Raw genomic sequence first — 19,895 nt, forward strand, 5'->3', positions numbered from 1 at the left:
CTATTATAATAGAATAGAGTTCTTTATTTTTTGGAGAAATAGAGTTGATTTGCTGAAAACAAAATATATTATCTCTGAATAACAAATATTTTGAAAATTATAAAAACATATATTGACAATTTGTGTCAAAAATACTAACATTAGTATATAAAGAATTTTATATAAAAATATCTTTACAAATTGCAATAATTCTAAAAATATAAATTTACTTAAAGAGGGGAATGATTTGCCAATGAGCGAGATAACTAGTCAAATGATAAGTACAGAAGAAAAAAAATATGTTGCTAAAACTCAAAAAATACCTTATTATCCAGTAGCATTTAAATCAGGTGAAGGTGCGATGTTATATGATTATGAAGGTAATGAGTATGTAGACTTTTTAGCAAGTGCAGGCTCTGCAAATGTAGGTCATGGAAATAAGGAAATCTCACAAGCAGTTAAAGAACAAATGGATGATATCACACAATATACACTTGCATATTTCCATAGTGATCCTCCTGTAAAATTAGCTGAAAAGCTTGTGGAAATAGCCCCTGGAGATAATGATAAGAAAGTATTATACAGCGCAACAGGCTCTGCTTGCATAGATGCTGCTATAAAATTAGCAAGAGGATATACTGGAAGAACAAAAATAATATCTATGTGTGAGTCATATCATGGAAGTACTTATGGAGCTATATCTATATCTGCATTAAGTACAAATATGAGAAGAAAAATGGGTCCATTATTACCAGAAGTTTATCACTTCCATTATCCAGATAAAAATAGAACTGCTAAAGAATGTTTAGATGAAATGGAATATGCTTTTGCACACTACTTACCAGTAGAAGAAGTAGCTGCAATATTTATAGAACCAATTGCAGGAGATGCAGGGATAATAGTGCCTCCAGTAGAATGGATTCAAGGATTAAGTAAAATATGTAAAGAAAATGGAATACTACTTATAAGTGATGAAATACAACAAGGTATGGGAAGAACAGGTAAATGGTTTGGTATAGAAAATTTTGGTATTGAAGCAGACCTTATAGTTCTTGGAAAATCTGTTGGTGGAGGATTACCTCTAGGAGCAGTTGTTGGAAGAACAGAAATAATGCAAAGTCTTGATGCACCAGCACATCTATTTACTTTAGCTGGAAATACAACAGTATGTGTAGCTGCTTTAAAATCTATAGAAATAATTGAAAGAGAAAACTTACTTCAAAAGAGTATAGAAATGGGAGATTATATTAAAGCAGGATTTGAAAAACTAAAAGAAAAATACGATATAATTGGAGAAATAAGAGGCTTAGGTTTATCTATAGGAGTTGATATAGTTAAAGGAAAAGGTTCTACTGAAAAACATCCAGATGCTACAGCTAAGATATGCTATAGATGTATACAAACTGGATTGATAATGATATTCTTAGGACAATCTACTTTAAGAGTACAACCACCTCTAGTAATAACTAAGGAGCAAGTAGATAAAGCAATGAGTATTATAGATTCTGCAATAGATGATTATTTAAATGGTAGAATTGGTGACGAAGTTTATGAAGTAACTCAAGGTTGGTAAAATAGATATTAAATAAAAAAGAGTTATCTCAATTTTAGAAAGTAATTTCTGAAATGAGATAACTCTTTTAAGTTACCCACAAGTAAGAAGATTAGTCGATTCATTAAAGGTTATGTTTTGGGTATTACTTTTGTGAGTATCAGAAACAGTATTACGAGAGTAGTTACCCTTACTCGAACTATCTGTCAATTTTGTTATAATCAAAATTGCTAAAAGAATAAAAATTACTGTGTATAAAGCAATAACATATGGTTTTCTTTTATATTTGTATTTGTTATTAAAAAAAGAATGCCCATAATTATCTCTATTGACCTTATGTTTGTTTATATTTGTATTCTTTTTTTTGTTATTTTTCTTTTTATCATCCTTTTTTCTATTTTTAGGGTAAGGAATGACTTTGTGTGTATCATCAAGTTTGACATTTTTATTTTTTTGAATATTGTTTTCTAGGCTAGCTTTTTTTTCTCCAAATTGAATAGTTTTATTGGTATTGTTGTTATCTTTCAATGTTAATCTCCCTCCCTTAAACTTTCCCTTTAGATAATATTACTACTAACCTATAGAATATACAATAATAATATACAATGAATAAAATTTTATAAGTATAAATCTCTTTCCCCATGTTCTAAGGCAGTCATATTGTTAGATACAATGTTTCTTATGTCTTCTCTTTCTATCTTAGCTATTTCTTCAGTAATAAGTTTTTTACCCATAACTTTAAGTTCTTCATCACCATAATCAATTAAAAATTCATTTAATGTAGTAAGTGCATTTGGTGTGCAGACGTTGTGAATTTGACGACTCTTAGCTAAACTCATAAATCTATCCCCAGTTCTACCTTTTCGATAACAGGCTGTACAGTAACTAGGTATATATCCATCAGTAATTAGTTCCTTAAGTACTTCTACAGGACTTCTGTGGTCTCCAACCTCGAATTGATCTGTATTGTCACCATCCTCATATGCTTTATATCCACCAACACCTGTTAGAGAACCTGCACTAACTTGCGATACACCATATTTTAGTAATTCATTTCTCATTTCGGCAGTTTCTCTAGTAGACATTATAATTCCAGTAAAAGGAACTGCTAATCTAGTTATAGCTACAATTTTTTTAAACATATCATCAGAAACTAAATGAGGGAAGTTTTCTAAGTTCATACCTTCAGCTTTTTTTAATCTAGGAAAAGATATAGTATGGAATCCTACACCAAATTTTTCTTCCAGATGTTCATTATGCATCATAAGGCCCAAAACTTCAAATTTAGGATCAGCTAAACCAAATAAAACTCCAGCACCAACATCATCAACTCCAGCTTCCATAGCTCTATCAAAAGCTGTTAAATGGTAGTAGTAGTCATTTTTTATAGATTGACCATGCATCTTTATAAATGTTGGTTTATGGTATGTTTCTTGGAATAGTATATAAGTTCCTATTCCTTTTTCTTTTAATAGTTTATATTCATCTACACTAGTAGCTGCTATGTTAACGTTTACCCTTCTTATATTTCCATTTTCATTATATGTTGAATAAATTGCATCTAAGCAGTCTAATATATAGTTTATATCACAATTTTTAGGGTCTTCACCAGCTTCTAAAGCAAGTCTTTTATGCCCCATTTTTTCCAGTATTTTAACTTCTTCTCTTACTTCGTCCATAGTAAGTTTTTTTCTTTTAAATTTATTACATGTATTGAAACCACAGTAAACACATTCATTTACACAGTAGTTTGATACATAGAGAGGGGCAAATAAAACCACTCTATTACCATATATTTCATTTTTTATTTGCCCAGCTATACTAAACAATCTATCAAGTTGTTTTTTATCTTCTACTTCAAGAAGTGTAGCTATATCTTTATAGCTAAGTTTTTCTCTTCTATCAGCCTTATCAAGCACTTTCTCAATATCATCAGAAGTTGAATTTTTTGCATCCTCTAATAAAGAATTAATAAGTTCATGTTTTATGAACATTTACAAACGCCTCCATTCAATATTATCACCACGAGAGTAGTCAACTTTAAGTCCTAGTGACTTGATATTTTCCTCTAAACTCTGGTGATATTCACAAGCTTCTTGACCAGTAAATGCTTTGTTATCATAAAGAGAATATTGTTTTCTAAATTCTTGAGGAGAAAGGTTTGGCATAATTACATTACAACCAGCTAAAAGACCTGCATTTCTACCACTAGGGTTTATAGATGCAAGAGCTGTTGTAGCAGGTAATAAGACTTTTGGAAGTAGAAGTCTTGTAATTGAAAGCATAAGTAATGTCTTTTCTAAATCACCATGTTTATAATCTTTAAAGATTGTATCATGATGTGGGATAAAAGGTCCTATACCAACCATATGAGGATTTAACTCTTTTAGGTATAATAAGTCACGAACAAGGTCCTCATTGCTTTGGAATGGTGACTCAACCATAAATCCAGCACCTACTTGATAACCAATTTCCTTGAGGTTTTTAAGGCATTCTTTTCTAGTTCTAAGTTCAATGTTTGGCGGATGTAATTTTTTGTAATGGCTGTCTGTAGCAGTTTCATGTCTTAAAAGATATCTGTCTGCACCACTTAAAAAGTATTTTTTATAGGAGTCATAGCTTTTTTCTCCTAATGATAATGTTATAGCGCAATCCTCATATTTATTTTTTATACTTGAAACAATCTCACATATCTTGTCATCAGTAAAATATGTGTCTTCACCACCTTGTAAAACAAAAGTTCTGTATCCTATCTTATAACCTATATCACAACATTCAAGTATTTCATCCGTTGAAAGTCGATATCTTGTAATATTTTTGTTAGAAGATTGTATACCACAGTAGTAACAATTGTTTTTGCAGTAGTTTGTAAGTTCTATAAGCCCTCTTAAGTAGACTCTATTTCCATAGTATTTATTTCTCATATCGCTAGCTTGCTTGTAAAGATAGTTTCTCAAATTTTGTTCAAAGTTATATTCTTCATTGTCGATATTCTCTATTAAGTATAGTAGTTCATCAAAGCTTAGTGAATTAATGCTGTAAAGTTTATCTATAAAGTATTTAATCTTATTTTTAGTCATATCTAAATATGTATTTATTAAATATAGTTAAATTTTTAGTAATTGAAAAGTTCAAGTGATCTTTCCAAAATACCTTTTGTATATGCTATTAAAATACCATAGTTTACGATAGGTACATTGAAAGATTTTGCCTTTTCTATTCTAGATAACATTCCAGCTCTATTCATCATACAAGCTCCACAATGAACTACAAGTGCATATTTAGTTATATCTTCAGTGAAGGATACTCCAGAACTAAATTCAAAAGTAATATTTTTACCAGTTTTCTTTCTAATCATATTAGGGATTTTAACTGTTCCAATATCATCAGTTTGTCTATGATGAGTACAACCTTCAGCCATCAAGACCTTGTCACCATCTTTTAAATTTTCTAAAGCATAGGCACCATCAATTAATTCTTTAAGGTCTCCTTTTTGTCTAGCGAACAATATAGAAAAAGATGTAAGAGGAATATCTTTTGGAGTATCTTTATCCACTTGTGGAAATACTTGAGAGTCAGTAATAACAAGCTTAGGTTTTTTACTTAAATTAGATAGAGTTTCTTTTAAGTTATCTTCTTTTGTAACTATAGAAATTGCTCCAGTATCCAAAATATCTCTTATAACTTGCTGTTGAGGAAGTATAAGCCTACCTTTTGGAGCTGCCTTATCTATTGGAACGACTAAGACAACTAAATCATTTGGCTCAATTAAATCTGATACCAATTTAAACTCATTGCTATCTTTAGGCAAAACCTTTATTATTTCATTTTTTAAATCTTCAATTCCAATTTTATCTGTTGATGAGACAGAAACAACTGGACATTTAACTTTATTTTTAGTTAAGCTTAAAATTTCAGATTGATTTTTAATTGTATCAATCTTGTTAAGTACTAAAATATGAGGTATATTTTTATCATTAAACTTTTCAATTAGTGATAAATCTTCTTTTGACACACCAATTTGGCAATCCACTACTAGTAAAGCTATGTCTGTCTTTTCTAAAATATCTAATGATTTGCTTATTCTAAGCTCACCAAGCTCACCAACATCGTCAAGACCAGCAGTATCTATAAGAACACAAGGTCCTATAGGAAGGATTTCCATTGGTCTAAATACTGGGTCTGTAGTAGTTCCAGCAATATCTGATACTATTGCAGCGCTTTGATTTGTTATAGCGTTTATTACGCTAGATTTACCTGCATTTCTTTTGCCAAAGAGACCTATATGTACTCTTATTGATTGTGGAGTAGAATTTAGACTCATTTGTACTCACCACCTTAAATTTCTTTTTTTGATATACTAGTTTTTACAGATACATGAGGTATATTTCCCAATTTACCAGTCAAACTATTGATAATATCCATTTCGCCAACAACTGCTATACATACAATTGAGACACCCTCTTCTTCACAAGGAATTCCCATTCTACCTTTAATAATGCCTTTAAAAGTTGATACAACTTCATTAAATTTAAGCTGACATTCTTTTGGTTCTTCCAAAATAGCACTTATAACCGCAACCTTTTTCATAAATATCCTCCTAACTCAGAAAATATGTTCTTAAACAAATCCAAAATCAAAAAACTTTTCTTTTTAAAGAAAAGTTTCTACAAAAGAAAAGTTATTAATTACACAATTATAATGTGCTATATTAAACTATTTCCTTACAGATTAGATAACTCTTTTCTGGTAGGGTTAGCTTGTAAAATTTATTTTAACAACAATTAACTAAAGAAAATTTTTATACAATTTGTGTGAATCATATAAAAATTAACTAAAGAAAATTGAAGTTACTTATATAATAGTAGTAAATCGAAATTAAGTCTATAGAAAAACCAATTTTTGTATAAAAATAAAAATAAAAATTGGTTATTTACAAAGAAATGACTTTAATAAAATATATAGTTAATTATTTTTTTAGCATATAATTTATAAGAAGTTTTAGAGTATTTTCAATTGCTTCTATATGAGTTCTTTCGTAGTGGTGGCTATTATTTGTTCCAGGACCAACACAAGCTATTTGAACATCTTCTCCCCAACGAATAGCCTCTGAAGCATCTGAACCATAAAAAGTAAATACATCGACAGCATAATCTAAATTATTATCTTCTGCAACATCTACAAGTTTATTTCTTAAATTAAAATCATATAGAGATAAGTTATCTTTTGCAACTATAGTCACACCATGTTCACTAGATGTTTGACTTGGTCCAGTAGGTGCTATGTCTATTGCTACAAATTCTCTAGTTTTTTCAGGTAAAGCTTTAGAGACGCCATGTCCAATTTCCTCATAATTACTTATATAGAAGTTAGTGGTATGTTTAGGTGTTAAGTTGTTTTCCTTAAAGTATCTAGCTATTTCAAGAACCATTGCTACAGCTGATTTGTTATCTATATATCTAGATTTTATAAAACCAGATTCTGTAGCTTCAAAACGATGGTCTAGACATACAAAATCGCCAACACTTATTCCTAAATCCAAAACATCCTGTTTATTAAATACTTTTTCATCAAGTCTAATAATCATTGTTTCTTCATTTCTTTCAGATGCAGCTTTTGTCTGTCCATATATATGAGTAGAAGCGTATTTAAATACAACACTTCCTCTGATTTTTTTACCTTTTCTAGTTATAACAGTACAATTTTCACCCTCTATAGCGGCCCAACAACCACCACCAACTTTATGGTATTTAAGAGTACCATCTGGTGATATTTCTTTTACCATAGCACCAAGTGTATCCATATGTGCAGATATTGTTATTTGATTTGAATCATCTTCACCAGGAAGAGTAGCTATAAGTGCACCTTTTTTTGTAAGAGTAGTATTAAGACCTAAAGTTTCAAAATCCTTTTTGCTTTCTAAAACTGCATTTTCAGTATATCCAGCTGGACTTGGTATATCAAGATACTTCTTCATTAAATTTATAGTATTAGTTAAATTTAAGTTCATATTATTTCCTCCTAAAAAATATATATTCATACAAATTATAACATAAATACGAATGTTCTGAAAACTGTATTTAAAAGAAAAAATTCTAAATCTATTAAAAAAAATAATATATAAGGTAAAATTAATTTATATTATATAGGTTTAAGTTAAAAATAGTTTTATTGTATAAATAATAAAAAAAAATAAAAAACAAATAAACAAATAAAAACAAATAAATGAGATATTTAGTTTAATTCTCTTTACAAATAAAGATTTTAGTAATAAAATAATTGTTGAAAAAAAATTTAAATTCAGATTATTCGTTTTTAAAGTAATTAATCTTTAAACCTTTATTAATATATGTAAATAGTTGGTTATATATGTATTTAATTAGCTAAATACATATAAAAAAGTTTATTTTAATTATTTGGATTATTCTGAGAAAAATTTTTATTAGGAATTATAAAAAATCTGAATCACTTAGGAAAAGAGAGGATGTGTAAAATGTGATTGAAAACGGATTCGTATTTTGTAGTTTTTTAGTTGTATTTGTAGGTGGCATTTTTTACATGGTTGATAAATTAAAATGGAAGATATTTGATGTTATTAATCCAATGCTTTTAATTTATTTAGGGTCTGCTATACTTGCATCATTTGGTTTATTTGCACAAAATGAAGAAGTTGGTATATATCAGAATATAATAACAGTAAATTTTCTACCATTAATGTTAGTATTCTTATTAATTCAATGTGATTTAAGAAAAATATTAAAAATGGGACCTAAAATGTTATTATCATTTTTCTGCGCTACATTGACATTTATGCTTGGATTTGTCATAGCTTTTATAATTTTTAAAGGTTCAATGGGTGCAGATTCGTGGAAAGTTCTTGGTGCAGCATCTGGGTCATGGATAGGTGGTTCATCAAATATGATTGCAGCAGCTAATGCTCTAGGTGTTGCAGAAGAAGGGCTTAGTTATGCAATACTTATGGGTTCTATAGGATATACAGTATGGATGTCTGTTTGTCTAATGTCTGTAAAATTTGGCCCTAAATTCAACAAATGGACAAAATGTGATACAAGTTTTATAGATGAGGTTACAGCAAAGCTTGAGAAAGAAAATAAAGATAATACAGCACCTACATTTGTGGAACTTATGACTTTATTGTCTGTTGGATTTGGAGTTGCAGCATTTGCACAGATTGTATCTAAGATACTTCCAACTTCAGGTATACTTAATGAGACTATGTGGGTAGTGCTTGTTGCATCTACAGTATCAATACTGTTAGGTATGACTAAGATATCAAAACTTAAAGGAAGTACATTAGTGGGAAATGTATTTATGTACTTGCTTCTTGCAGCAACAGGAAGTAAAGCAAATTTCTTTGGACTATCAGAGGCTCCTGTTTACATAATGTTTGGATTAGTAGTAGTTCTTGTACATGCCATTTCATTTATAGGACTTGCAAAACTATTTAAATTAGACTTATTTACTTGTGAGGTAGGAAGTATAGCTAATATAGGTGGTGTAACTACAGCACCAATGATTGCTGGGGTTCATAATCCAGTATTAATTCCAGTAGGTGTACTTATGGGGCTTTTAGGAAATGTTATAGGAACTTATTGTGCTCTTATAGTGACTCAAATATTACATATGTTAGCTTAATGAAACTATAGTATAAAGCTAAATAATTCATATCAGAAAAGTTATTTCAATTTAAGTGTACGCTTTTATAGAAATAACTTTTTTTATTTGACAAAATAAGTTATTTCAAAAGGCTATTTTGACATATTTAGTGAATAATATTGTAAAATTTACCAATAGTGATATATATTTAATTTTTATATTGAATCGAACGTTTGTATGATGTATAATAAATATATAGAACGAATGTTTGCAGAACGGATGTTTTTTGAAATTATTTTAATAATTTATGAATATATATCACAATGCATAAATATATTTAAATATAAAGATAAAAAGAATTTAAAGGAGTGTTGATAACTTATGATAATTCCATCAAGAAAAATACAAGATATAACATTAACAAATTTAAAAAATGGTGAAGTGACTTTAATTGAATTAGATGAAATATATAAAAAGATGGGATTTTTATTTGTTGTAAGTGAAGGCAAATTGAAAAAAATAAAAAAGGAGAATCATCATTAAAAATGCATAAAATTATAAATACTATAAAATTTTGTAAAACCTAACTTATGTAGAATATAAATACTTAAGTTAGGTTTTTTGTGATAAAATCTGTGATTACTTGACTTTTAGAAAGCAGTACAGTGTTTTATAGACTAAAAAATAAATGAGTTTAAATCTCAAGGGCATAATACTGCATAAGAGGTGATATTAATGAAAATAGTAACCTACAATATTCATAAAGGTATGGATTCAAATAATAAATTGACATTATCTAAAATGGGAATGTATTTAAAACAATTAAATTGTGATGTGATTTGTTTGCAGGAAGTACTATACCCTCAATTTTTAGCTTTAAAGGCTGTTTTAAATATGGATGGTGTATTTGCCACAAATGTAAAAAAGGTAAATATGATATATGGAATTTGTACATTTACAAAATTAAAAATATTAAACAATAATCATTTTTTTTTAACTAGTAAAAAAGAACAGCGAGGAGCGCTTTGTATAACCATAGATGATTATGGAAGAATTATAAATATTATAAACACACACTTAGGTTTAGATAGAGAAGAGAGGACAAAGCAACTAGATGAAATAATAGACTATAGAAATAGATTAGTAGGAGCTGTTGTTTTATGTGGTGATTTCAATGAAAAAAATATCTCTTTAGATATGTTTAATGATATGGCTGTTTGTCTAAATAAATCTCACTTAGCAACCTTTGAAAAGTCAAATTCTAGGATAGATTATATTTTTGCTGATAGAAAAACTGAACTAAAAGGATATATAGTAGAAAATATTTATTTATCAGACCATTATCCAGTAATAGGATATATTTAATTTTTAATGTAGATTAATCAATATTCGTAAATAAGGGGTAAATTTTTTATTAAGGTATAATTAAAAAAATATAATTAAAAAGTGTCAAAAAGAAATCTAATTATAAGACATAAATTTACAATAAAGTTACATTTGCTTAAATGCCTTGTTTAAAAAAAGCTATTCAAATATAATCTAAAGTAGTTTTGAAAGGGAAACTTTAATAAGCAAAATTAAGATAAATTAAGTTAGTGTTAAAATGAGGTGAATTTATGAGCAGAAGTACAACAAGGGTTTCAAAACTAGGAAAAGAAAAAAAACGAACTTTCATAATAGTATTAGCAGTTTTAGCTGTAGCAATAGGTGTGTCTACTTATTTTTTTAACAACAAATTTCTATATAATGGGAAAATAGCTAAAAATGTATATATAGAAGATATAAATGTATCTGATATGACCAAAGAAGAAGCATTAAAAGCTATAACAGATAAGTATACTCCAGAAGACCTGAATCTTACTTATGATGGAAAAGATTATAAAATATCTCCAAATGATATTGATTTAAAATATAACACAGAAGAAGTTGTAAAAAATGCTTATGAGAGTACAAAAAAAGGTTCTTACTTTCAAAACTTAAAGAAATATATCGATATAAGAATAAATAAGCTAGCCCTAAAAATAGAATCTGGATATGATGAGGCAAAACTTAGTGCTCAAGTATCTTCAGTAGCTGATAGTATCAATGTTAAAATGAAAAATGCTTCAGTTAGTGTTGGAAGTGGTGGATTAAATTACACAGAGTCTGTTATAGGTAGAGAATTTGACTTGGCATCAAATAAAGAATCTATATACAACATGATAAAAAATAAAGAGCACAAGTCTTTAGAACTAAAAGTAAATCTTCAAAAACCAGATATAACGACAGAACAAGTAAAATCTGTGAATTCTGTTATAGGTCAATATTCAACAACATATTCTCAATCTGTATCAGGTAGAGCATATAATGTGGCATTGTCAGCAAGAAAAACTAGTGATGTTTTACTAATGCCAGGTGAAGAATTTTCATATAATAAGCTTACAGGGCCTAGCAATAAAGCTAATGGTTATAAAGATGCACCAGTTATAGTTTATGGGAAATTAGAGCAATCAGCAGGTGGAGGAGTTTGCCAAACATCTTCAACAGTTTATAATGCAGCTCTCCTTTCAGGTATGGAAATAACACAAGTTACAAATCACTCATCTGCATCTACTTATGTGCCAAGAGGTAGAGATGCTACAGTAAGTGATGGAGGATTAAATTTAAAATTTAAAAATCCATATAACCATCCCGTATATATTAAAAATTATGCAGGTGGAGGAAGTGTATCATCTATAGTATATGGCAATTCTGGTGACAAACCAAATATATCTATAGAAGTAAAAAACACTGGAAAAGATAAATATTCTACATATAGAGTGTATAAAGACTTAAGTGGGAAAGTCATAAAAAGAGAACATATATCAAATAGTTCTTATAAAGAATTGAAAAAATAGATTATTTTTTAGATTACTATTGAATTGATACAAAAAACAAGAGAGTTGAGAACTCTCTTGTTTTTTGTATCAGAGTAGACTTATTAATTGTCGTTTTGATATTAGAATCATTAATATATAGAAAATATTCCTATATATTGGTATAATTATAAATAGATTTAGTTATATAAAATGTATGAGGAGGTGACAGGGTTGAATTTTATAGGCAATAGGTATGAGGTAGTAAATTCTGATGACGTTTTAGAAATTAACAAAATCTATAAGGCTAGGGATGTTTTTTACAGAAAAAATGTGTTGATAAAAGTTATAAAACACAATAACTATATTTGTGAAGATTTTGTATCAAATTTAATTGATGAAAGTACTGCTTTAGATGAAATAAACTCTCCTTATATACTAAAAATAATTGATGTTGGGATTCATTGTACAGAAGAAACAACATTGTATTATATTGTAAGCGAAGACTTTGATGGTATTGGCCTAGATGAATTAATTCTAGGGAATTATCTTCATCTAGAAGCAATTATAAATATAATGATACAAGTTTTAAAGGCTTTAGAAATGATACATAGAAATTATTCATATCATGGCAGTTTAAAATCAAGTAGTATAATAGTGAATACAGAATATAATATTAAAATTTGTGATTTTGGAATTACAAGAGCAAATAATGGGGTTAATACAAGAAGCTATGGAAATAGAAAGTATTTGTGTCCACATCAACTATGTATAAACTATACTGATAGAGAGAGTGATTTTTTCGCAACAGGTCTTATTTTGTTTGAGTCTATATTTAAGAAATTACCTTTTGGAGAAGCAAATTCAGAAGAAAAGATGTTACAATTGATTGATAAAGGACTAGACTGGAATAGTATAAGAGCAATTAATGGAAATATAGAACTTATAAATGTTATAAAAAGGCTGCTTAGTAGAAATAATAAGTATACTAGAGCTAATGATATTATTGTTGACCTTAGCAAGGTAATGTATGAAAAAGCATATATAGAGGTTGAAGATAAAGTAGAAGAAGAACCAAAAAAAATTGTTCAGGTCAAAAAAGAAGATAAAAGTAAAGTGAGAAGAAAATTACATAAAAAAATTGTTGTTGCTGGTTTAGCAATAGTTATGATTTCAATGATTATTATAGGTTCTATAATATAAAAATTATATATTGTACATTTTAAAATAAATGTCTATAAATAATATACATATAGATTAAAATTTTAGTATTGTTTTAATTATGAGAGGAAGTGGTTATTATGTTAGCAAAAAATGATGAGGTATTAAACATTTAAGAGTATTTTAACAAATAGCCACCTGCTTTTGTAGTTTAAAAATAAAAAAGCTGTGGCTAAAAGTCACAGCTTTTTGCTACTTTTTAAAGGCAGGAGTATATTAAAAAGGAGCAAAGTATGAGTGAAATAAAAGTAATAGCAAATAACAAGTGTTGGATTGAAGATATAGCAAAGAGACAACTTGAAGATATTTCAAAATTAAATGGAATTTTAAGAATAGTAGGATTGCCTGATTTACATGCAGGTAAAATACCTGTGGGTCTAGCAGTTGAAACTGAAGGTATTATCTATCCACATATAATTGGAAATGATATAGGTTGTGGAATGACTTTATTTAAAACTGGAATCTCCAAAAAGAAATTTAAAAAAAATAGATGGATTAAACGTCTTTCTGAAATTAAAGATTTATCTGATATAAAAATAATGAATCCACATGAAGAGGAATGTCCAATATCAAATTTGGGAACTATTGGAAGTGGAAATCATTTTATAGAATTTCAATGTGTAAATGAAATTCACAATAAAGAAAAATTTGAGCAATTAAGATTTTCATCTGATGACATAATGATGTTAGTTCATTGTGGGTCAAGAAATTATGGAGAAACTATACTTAAAAAATTCTACAATAAAAATGGTATTGAAGTTGGAAGTGAAAAAGAAAGAGATTATATGATAAATCATGATAAAGCTTTAATCTGGTCAGAGCGCAATCGTGAAATTGTTAGCAAAAAAATTATGCAATCAATAGGTATATCTGGAAATATTGAAAAAATATTATCTATAAATCATAATTTTATAGAAAAAAGGGAAGATAAATTCATACATAGAAAAGGTGCTATTTCAAGTGAAAGAGGAGCTGTAATTATACCTGGTTCAAGAGGAAGTCTATCATATATAGTTATGCCTACTGAAAATACAGAACAGTCTTTATATTCTCTATCACATGGAGCTGGTAGAAAATGGTCTCGTTCAATTTGTAAATCTCGTCTTAAAAACAAGTATAATAAAGACACTATAAAACAAACTAAATTTAAAAGCTATATTCTATGTAATGATATAAATTTATTATTTCAAGAAGCTCCAGAAGCATATAAAAATATAGAACAAATTATTGAAAGTTTGATAGAATATAAACTTATTCAAGTAGTGGCAACTATGAAACCACTAATTACTTATAAAGGGTAATTTTAAAAATTAAAAATAGCTGATTTTGTTAAAGCATATAAGAATGTTTTGATACTATCAGCTGTTTTTTTATATTTTTTTAGGTATGATAATTTAAAGAGATGAACTCTATGATGTGTAATCTTTATAAAATTAGACTCTATAAGAAATTATGGATATAAATGAAAGAATAAGCATTATTTTTGTTTTAATAGTGAGCATTATAGGGTTTTTTATTATGTTAAAAGATAAATAAATTTATTTATATTGACACTAGGATATAATTTATGAAATAATGTTAAAGTGACTAAAATAGTTAATTGAAAATAGAAAAGGAGCAGTGTTTTATGAAAAAAAATACTAACATTAGTGAGTCCGGGGTTAGACTTCTTAATAAATAAGGAGTTTAATGCATAATAATTCCTTATTTATTAAGTCGATTACAAATAATTATTATAAAAGTAAGTGAGATAGTTATTTAAAATTCATGACTTATAAATAAAGGAGAAAGTAAAATAATGAATAGTAATACAATTGAAAGACTACAATTAAATGAAGTTAAAGAATTAATAAAAATACATTGTGTAAGTTCACTTGGAAGAAATCTAATAGACAAATTAACTCCTAGTGGAAATATTGAAGTAGTAAGAAGAAAATTAAAAGAAAATAAAGAAGCTAGAAAAATAATTGAAAACAGTAATCATATACCACTTGAAGGATTGTTTAATGCAGGTTCTACAATAGATAAAATTGAAAAAGGAATGATAATAGAACCTATTGAACTTGTAAATATAGAGGATTTTTTAAGAGGTTGTAGGAAGATGAAAGCTTTTATGTTAGACAAAGAATTTTATTCGCCTACATTAAGTTCTTATGCTTTAAATATAACAGAATGTAAAAACATAGAGGAAGAGATAAACTACTGCATAAAATCAAATAAAGTTGATTCTAATGCAAGTAAAGAATTAAAAAAAGTAAGAAGAAATATAGAAATTACAGAAGGAAAAATAAAAGATAGATTAAATAAGTTTATAACATCAAGTATAAACAAAAAGTATATACAAGAGTTTATAATAAGTAAAAGAAATGATAGATATGTAATACCGATTAAATCTTCTTATAAAAATGAAGTTGATGGTACTATATTAGATACTTCATCAAAAGGAAATACTGTATTCGTTGAACCAATAAGTGTGTCAAATTTAAGTACAGAATTGACTATGTTAAAAGCCGATGAGACTATTGAAGAATACAAGATATTATCTTATTTAACAGAGCTTATATTTGATAAAATAATTCAGATAAAGTTAAATATAGAAATACTTTCTGAATATGATATGGTATTTGCAAAAGCTAAATATAGCCAAAAAATAAATGGTATTACTCCAAAAATAAACAACAATGGATATATAAAAATAATCAAAGGTAAGCACCCACTTTTAACAGGAGATGTAGTACCTTTAGATTTTGAAATAGGTAAAAATTATAGAAGTCTTGTAATAACAGGACCTAATGCAGGTGGAAAAACTGTAACTCTTAAGACTGTTGGTCTATTAACTTTGATGGTTCAATGTGGACTTGATATTTCTGCTAAAGAAGACAGTGAACTAAGTGTATTTGAAAAAGTATTTGTAGATATAGGAGATAATCAAAGTATTGAAAATGCTCTAAGTACTTTTTCATCACACATAAAAAATATTGCAGAAATTATGAACTCATCAAATAATTCTACACTTGTTTTATTTGATGAGATAGGTAGTGGAACTGAACCTAATGAAGGAGCAGGACTAGCGATATCATTGCTAGAAGAGTTTTATAGTATGGGATGTATAACAATAGCATCAACTCATTATGGCGAGATAAAAAAGTTTGCTAACTTGCATCCAGAATTTGAAAATGCAGGTATGATGTTTGATAAAGAAACTTTAGAACCATTATATAAGTTAACAATAGGAAAATCTGAGGATAGTAATGCTCTTTTTATTTCTAAAAAAATGGGAATAAAAAATAAGGTATTAAGTAGAGCTAAAGAATATATAACTGATAGAAACTACAATTTAGATTTAGTTAAGAGAAGTAAATTACAATCCAATACTGAAAATAAAGATAATATTGAATTTATTTCCCATTATACAGAGTATGATACAGGTGATAAAGTAAAATTATTGGATGAAAATGACTTTGGAGTTGTGTATAAACCTAGAGATAAGTTTAATAATGTAGAAGTATTATTTAAAGACAATTTTGTATTAGTAAATGTAAAAAGATTAGAACTTAGTATAAAAGCAGAAGAGTTATATCCTGAAGGATATGATTTAAATTCATTGTTTACTAGTTTTAAAGATAGAAAATTGGAAAAAGACATTCAGAGAGGTTCAAAAAAAGCTTTTAAACAGATTCAAAAAGAAATTAGAGAAAATAGAAAACAAATATAAAAACACAAATGACTATTTAAAATGTAAATAATTATTTTACAAAACATGAGTAATAAATGCGATTATTTTTGCGTATTTTACTCATGTTTTTTTGTGTGTAAAAATTTATACTTTAAACATAGATGAAATAATATTAAAGGAGGTATAAATATGGATGTTCTATTATCAGTAAAAGATGTAACAAAGACTTATAGTAAAAATAAAAAGCCAAGTTTGAATCATGTTTCATTTGAGGTGAATTGTGGTGAATTTGTTGGAATTATGGGGGCGTCAGGTTCTGGAAAAACAACTTTACTAAACGTATTATCTACAATAGATAGTGTAAGTAGTGGTGAGATAGTAATTAATGGTGTAAATTTAAAAGAATTAAATAATAACTCTACTGCGGATTTTATAAAGGATAATATTGGATTTATATTTCAAGAATACTTTTTGATTGACAGTTTGAATGTTTTTGAAAATATAGCTGTACCACTTACTTTAAAACATATGCAACCAAGTGAAATTGAAGATTCTATCAAGTTATTGACAAAACGATTTGGAATAGATTCAATTTTGTATAAGTATCCAAATGAGTTATCTGGTGGTCAATGTCAAAGGGTTGCTGCAGCAAGAGCGATTATAAAAAAAACATCTATAATACTTGCAGATGAACCAACTGGAGCACTTGACTCAGTATCAGCAAATGAGTTACTAAAAACACTAAGTGATGTAAATCGAGAATTAAAAACTACTATATTGATGGTAACGCATGATGCTTATGTAGCTAGTTTTTGTAATAGAATTTTGATTTTTAGAGATGGTAAAATTATAGATGAACTTCAAAAAAATGAAAAAAATCATAAAGATTTCTTTGAAGCTATAGTTAGTAAGACCACCAAACTAGAAGAAATATATTAATATACATTAAAAGGAGGTAATAAAAATGAATATATATAACATTGCTAAAAAGAATCTTAAGAAAAACTTTTCGTTTTATTCATTGTATTTGTTTTCTGTAGCTTTTATACTCATGATATTTTTTAGTTTTGTATCTTTTTCTATGAATGATATTATAATGAATAAAATTTCATCTGATGGAAGAGTCGAAACTATGACAAAAACTATTTCAATTTTTATAATTTCATTTGTATTGTTCTATATGCTTTACTCAAATAGATTTTTTATAAGACGTAGAATGAGAGAGCTTGGCATATACACCTTGATGGGATATAGAAAATCAAATATATTAAAATTAGTTATGATAGAAAATGTATTTATTTGTATAATTGCTTTTATTATAGGTATTTTAACTGGCTCATTATTACATAAGTTTATTATATATATAATAGTGTATTCATTAAATTTAAATATAGATAGTTCAAAGATACCCTTTTTTAATAAAAATGCTATTATTTCTAGTCTATTATTTTTAATTGTTATATTACTTGTACTATATTTTTCAAATTGGAAATTGATTCGAAGAAATTCTCTTCTTAATTTAGTAAAAATAGAGCAAAATGAAGAAAAACAGATTAGAATAAGACCTTTGATAGCTTTTATAGGTATTTTTATGCTTGTATTAGGATATGTACTAGCTTTTGATATGACTAGAGGAAAGGATTCTGTTTGGTATAGTATTGGATTTTCTCCAATTGCTATATTGACCTTACTTTGCGTAGTTGTTGGAACTATTTTTTTTATAAATTCATTTTTACCTTATATTATTAGAATATTAAAGACTAAAAAAAATCATTTTTATAGAGAAATACAGATTATTACAATTCCTAAGTTTATTTACTCCATACGTTCTAATGCAAAAACATTAATTTTATTAACTTTACTGTCAGCAGGAACATTATGTATATTTGCGTCTACTGTTTTATCAATTTATTATCCTGTAGTAGCAGTTTCTCGTATAGTACCTTCTGCTATCGAATTTAAGGTAGAAGAAAAAATTAATGTTGATAAAATTATTAATGCTGTAAGAGATTATGAACTAGTAGAAAATTTTAAATACAATGAAACAAATATTATAAAGGTAAATTCTTCATCAAAGAATTTACCGATTGAGTATTCTATTGGCAAAGATAAAGGAAGAATCTCTGGATTTGATTGTATATCAGAGTCTGATTATATAGAATTAATTAAACAACAAGGGAAAAAACTTGATTTTAAACCTCTAGATTATAATGAAAGTATATTAGTAAAATATAGACCAAGTAAAAAAAATGTGGACAAAGGGAAAATCCTTAATTTAGATTTATATTCAGATAAAAAAGTAGATGTAGTTATAAAAGATACTACATTGAATAATCCAATTAGTTTCTCTAATAGTATTGGGACATTAATAGTGTCAGATAAATTATACAATGGAATATCTAGATATAATAATCTATCAAGAAATTCTATCATAAGTATTGATGGAAAAGGTATGAGAGATAATAAAGAAATTTATGAAAAACTTAAAAATTTATTAAAGGATAATCCATATTTTATAAGTGCTTACCAAAGAAAATTTGAAATTGTGCATGAGAGTAGTTCGACTTTTTTATTGATTAGCTTTCTTTCTGTTATATTTTTTATTGCTACAGGAAGTATGTTGTATTTTCACAGTATTTCTAATGCCATTTATGATAGAAACAGTTTTAATATATTGAGTAAAATAGGATATAGTCAAAAAAATATAAAGAAAATAATTAAGAATCAGATTTTAGTGTTTTTTTCTATACCATATATATTAGGGATGTTACATAGTATCTTTGGATTAATTGCTTACAAGTCTGCTTTAATAGATAATATATTAGGAAGTAATACACCTGTAATAATTCCAATAGTATTTGCAATTGTAATATTTACACTCGTATATGTAGGATATTATGTCTTGACCAAGTATTCTTGTTATAAAATAGTACTTAAAAAATAGTATTAAAAATTTTATAAAATATTTGGAAGATAGAAGATAAGCATCGTATGTATAAATTAATTTACAAGTTAT

At 27.2% G+C, this 19,895-nt stretch carries 16 protein-coding genes; 10 read left to right on the plus strand and 6 right to left on the minus strand.

The window, feature by feature from the left end:
- Window positions 1-232: 232 nt before the first annotated feature.
- Window positions 233-1,552 carry an aminotransferase class III-fold pyridoxal phosphate-dependent enzyme gene (locus KGF48_RS14090; RefSeq protein WP_227840643.1) on the plus strand — a complete coding sequence of 440 codons (1,320 nt, stop codon included), beginning with the start codon at window positions 233-235 and terminating at the stop codon, window positions 1,550-1,552.
- A gap of 72 nt (window positions 1,553-1,624) precedes the next feature.
- On the opposite strand, the gene KGF48_RS14095 is transcribed toward KGF48_RS14090, so the two are convergent.
- The 6 genes from KGF48_RS14095 to KGF48_RS14120 all read right to left on the minus strand — a co-directional run bounded on the left by KGF48_RS14095 (window position 1,625) and on the right by KGF48_RS14120 (window position 7,541).
- Window positions 1,625-2,059, minus strand: a complete 435-nt coding sequence (locus KGF48_RS14095) for a hypothetical protein (protein ID WP_227840642.1) — start codon at window positions 2,057-2,059, stop codon at window positions 1,625-1,627.
- 89 nt (window positions 2,060-2,148) lie between these two features.
- Entirely contained in the window at window positions 2,149-3,525 is a 1,377-nt protein-coding gene (gene hydG / locus KGF48_RS14100; protein WP_227840641.1) for a [FeFe] hydrogenase H-cluster radical SAM maturase HydG, read from the minus strand.
- The gene (gene hydE, locus KGF48_RS14105) at window positions 3,526-4,611 is read right to left on the minus strand and encodes a [FeFe] hydrogenase H-cluster radical SAM maturase HydE (RefSeq protein ID WP_227829520.1); all 1,086 of its coding nucleotides are present in this window, start codon (window positions 4,609-4,611) and stop codon (window positions 3,526-3,528) included.
- Window positions 4,612-4,646: 35 nt separating this feature from the next.
- Window positions 4,647-5,855 (minus strand): [FeFe] hydrogenase H-cluster maturation GTPase HydF, encoded by a 1,209-nt coding sequence (gene hydF / locus KGF48_RS14110; RefSeq protein WP_227829519.1) that lies wholly within the window; start codon window positions 5,853-5,855, stop codon window positions 4,647-4,649.
- Window positions 5,856-5,869: 14 nt separating this feature from the next.
- Window positions 5,870-6,121 (minus strand): TM1266 family iron-only hydrogenase system putative regulator, encoded by a 252-nt coding sequence (locus KGF48_RS14115; protein ID WP_227434807.1) that lies wholly within the window; start codon window positions 6,119-6,121, stop codon window positions 5,870-5,872.
- 379 nt (window positions 6,122-6,500) lie between these two features.
- Complete coding sequence (locus KGF48_RS14120; RefSeq protein WP_227868162.1) at window positions 6,501-7,541, minus strand: M42 family metallopeptidase; 1,041 nt, start codon at window positions 7,539-7,541, stop codon at window positions 6,501-6,503.
- Window positions 7,542-8,026: 485 nt separating this feature from the next.
- On the opposite strand from KGF48_RS14120, the gene KGF48_RS14125 reads away from it, so the two are divergent.
- From KGF48_RS14125 to KGF48_RS14165, 9 genes are all read left to right on the plus strand, one after another.
- Entirely contained in the window at window positions 8,027-9,187 is a 1,161-nt protein-coding gene (locus tag KGF48_RS14125; protein WP_227868163.1) for a DUF819 family protein, read from the plus strand.
- Between the two features lie 342 nt (window positions 9,188-9,529).
- On the plus strand, window positions 9,530-9,691 hold the full coding sequence (locus KGF48_RS14130; RefSeq protein WP_227434804.1) for a hypothetical protein: 162 nt from the start codon (window positions 9,530-9,532) through the stop codon (window positions 9,689-9,691).
- Window positions 9,692-9,883: 192 nt separating this feature from the next.
- The gene (locus KGF48_RS14135) at window positions 9,884-10,513 is read left to right on the plus strand and encodes an endonuclease/exonuclease/phosphatase family protein (protein ID WP_227868164.1); all 630 of its coding nucleotides are present in this window, start codon (window positions 9,884-9,886) and stop codon (window positions 10,511-10,513) included.
- Between the two features lie 251 nt (window positions 10,514-10,764).
- A complete protein-coding gene (locus KGF48_RS14140; protein WP_227841211.1) occupies window positions 10,765-12,024 on the plus strand; it encodes a VanW family protein in 1,260 nt (419 codons plus the stop codon).
- Window positions 12,025-12,207: 183 nt separating this feature from the next.
- Complete coding sequence (locus KGF48_RS14145; protein ID WP_227868165.1) at window positions 12,208-13,185, plus strand: protein kinase domain-containing protein; 978 nt, start codon at window positions 12,208-12,210, stop codon at window positions 13,183-13,185.
- Window positions 13,186-13,436: 251 nt separating this feature from the next.
- Window positions 13,437-14,504, plus strand: coding sequence for an RNA ligase RtcB family protein (locus tag KGF48_RS14150; RefSeq protein WP_227841209.1), 1,068 nt, complete (start codon window positions 13,437-13,439; stop codon window positions 14,502-14,504).
- Window positions 14,505-15,001: 497 nt separating this feature from the next.
- A complete protein-coding gene (locus KGF48_RS14155; protein ID WP_227868166.1) occupies window positions 15,002-16,918 on the plus strand; it encodes an endonuclease MutS2 in 1,917 nt (638 codons plus the stop codon).
- A 150-nt stretch (window positions 16,919-17,068) separates the two neighbouring features.
- Window positions 17,069-17,818 (plus strand): ABC transporter ATP-binding protein, encoded by a 750-nt coding sequence (locus KGF48_RS14160; RefSeq protein WP_227868167.1) that lies wholly within the window; start codon window positions 17,069-17,071, stop codon window positions 17,816-17,818.
- 25 nt (window positions 17,819-17,843) lie between these two features.
- A complete protein-coding gene (locus KGF48_RS14165; protein ID WP_227868168.1) occupies window positions 17,844-19,823 on the plus strand; it encodes an FtsX-like permease family protein in 1,980 nt (659 codons plus the stop codon).
- The last annotated feature ends 72 nt before the right edge of the window (window positions 19,824-19,895 follow it).

The sequence above is a fragment of the Clostridioides sp. ZZV15-6388 genome, assembly GCF_020657755.1.
Taxonomy (GTDB): domain Bacteria; phylum Bacillota; class Clostridia; order Peptostreptococcales; family Peptostreptococcaceae; genus Clostridioides.

Bases quoted from the DNA above. Each gene is read 5' to 3' on its own strand.
- KGF48_RS14150 (WP_227841209.1), top strand. From the start codon at position 13,437: ATGAGTGAAATAAAAGTAATAGCAAATAACAAGTGTTGGATTGAAGAT.
- KGF48_RS14165 (WP_227868168.1), top strand. From the start codon at position 17,844: ATGAATATATATAACATTGCTAAAAAGAATCTTAAGAAAAACTTTTCG.
- KGF48_RS14090 (WP_227840643.1), top strand. From the start codon at position 233: ATGAGCGAGATAACTAGTCAAATGATAAGTACAGAAGAAAAAAAATAT.
- KGF48_RS14130 (WP_227434804.1), top strand. From the start codon at position 9,530: ATGATAATTCCATCAAGAAAAATACAAGATATAACATTAACAAATTTA.
- KGF48_RS14115 (WP_227434807.1), bottom strand. From the start codon at position 6,121: ATGAAAAAGGTTGCGGTTATAAGTGCTATTTTGGAAGAACCAAAAGAA.
- KGF48_RS14155 (WP_227868166.1), top strand. From the start codon at position 15,002: ATGAATAGTAATACAATTGAAAGACTACAATTAAATGAAGTTAAAGAA.
- hydG (WP_227840641.1), bottom strand. From the start codon at position 3,525: ATGTTCATAAAACATGAACTTATTAATTCTTTATTAGAGGATGCAAAA.
- KGF48_RS14160 (WP_227868167.1), top strand. From the start codon at position 17,069: ATGGATGTTCTATTATCAGTAAAAGATGTAACAAAGACTTATAGTAAA.
- KGF48_RS14135 (WP_227868164.1), top strand. From the start codon at position 9,884: ATGAAAATAGTAACCTACAATATTCATAAAGGTATGGATTCAAATAAT.
- KGF48_RS14120 (WP_227868162.1), bottom strand. From the start codon at position 7,541: ATGAACTTAAATTTAACTAATACTATAAATTTAATGAAGAAGTATCTT.
- hydE (WP_227829520.1), bottom strand. From the start codon at position 4,611: ATGACTAAAAATAAGATTAAATACTTTATAGATAAACTTTACAGCATT.
- KGF48_RS14140 (WP_227841211.1), top strand. From the start codon at position 10,765: ATGAGCAGAAGTACAACAAGGGTTTCAAAACTAGGAAAAGAAAAAAAA.
- hydF (WP_227829519.1), bottom strand. From the start codon at position 5,855: ATGAGTCTAAATTCTACTCCACAATCAATAAGAGTACATATAGGTCTC.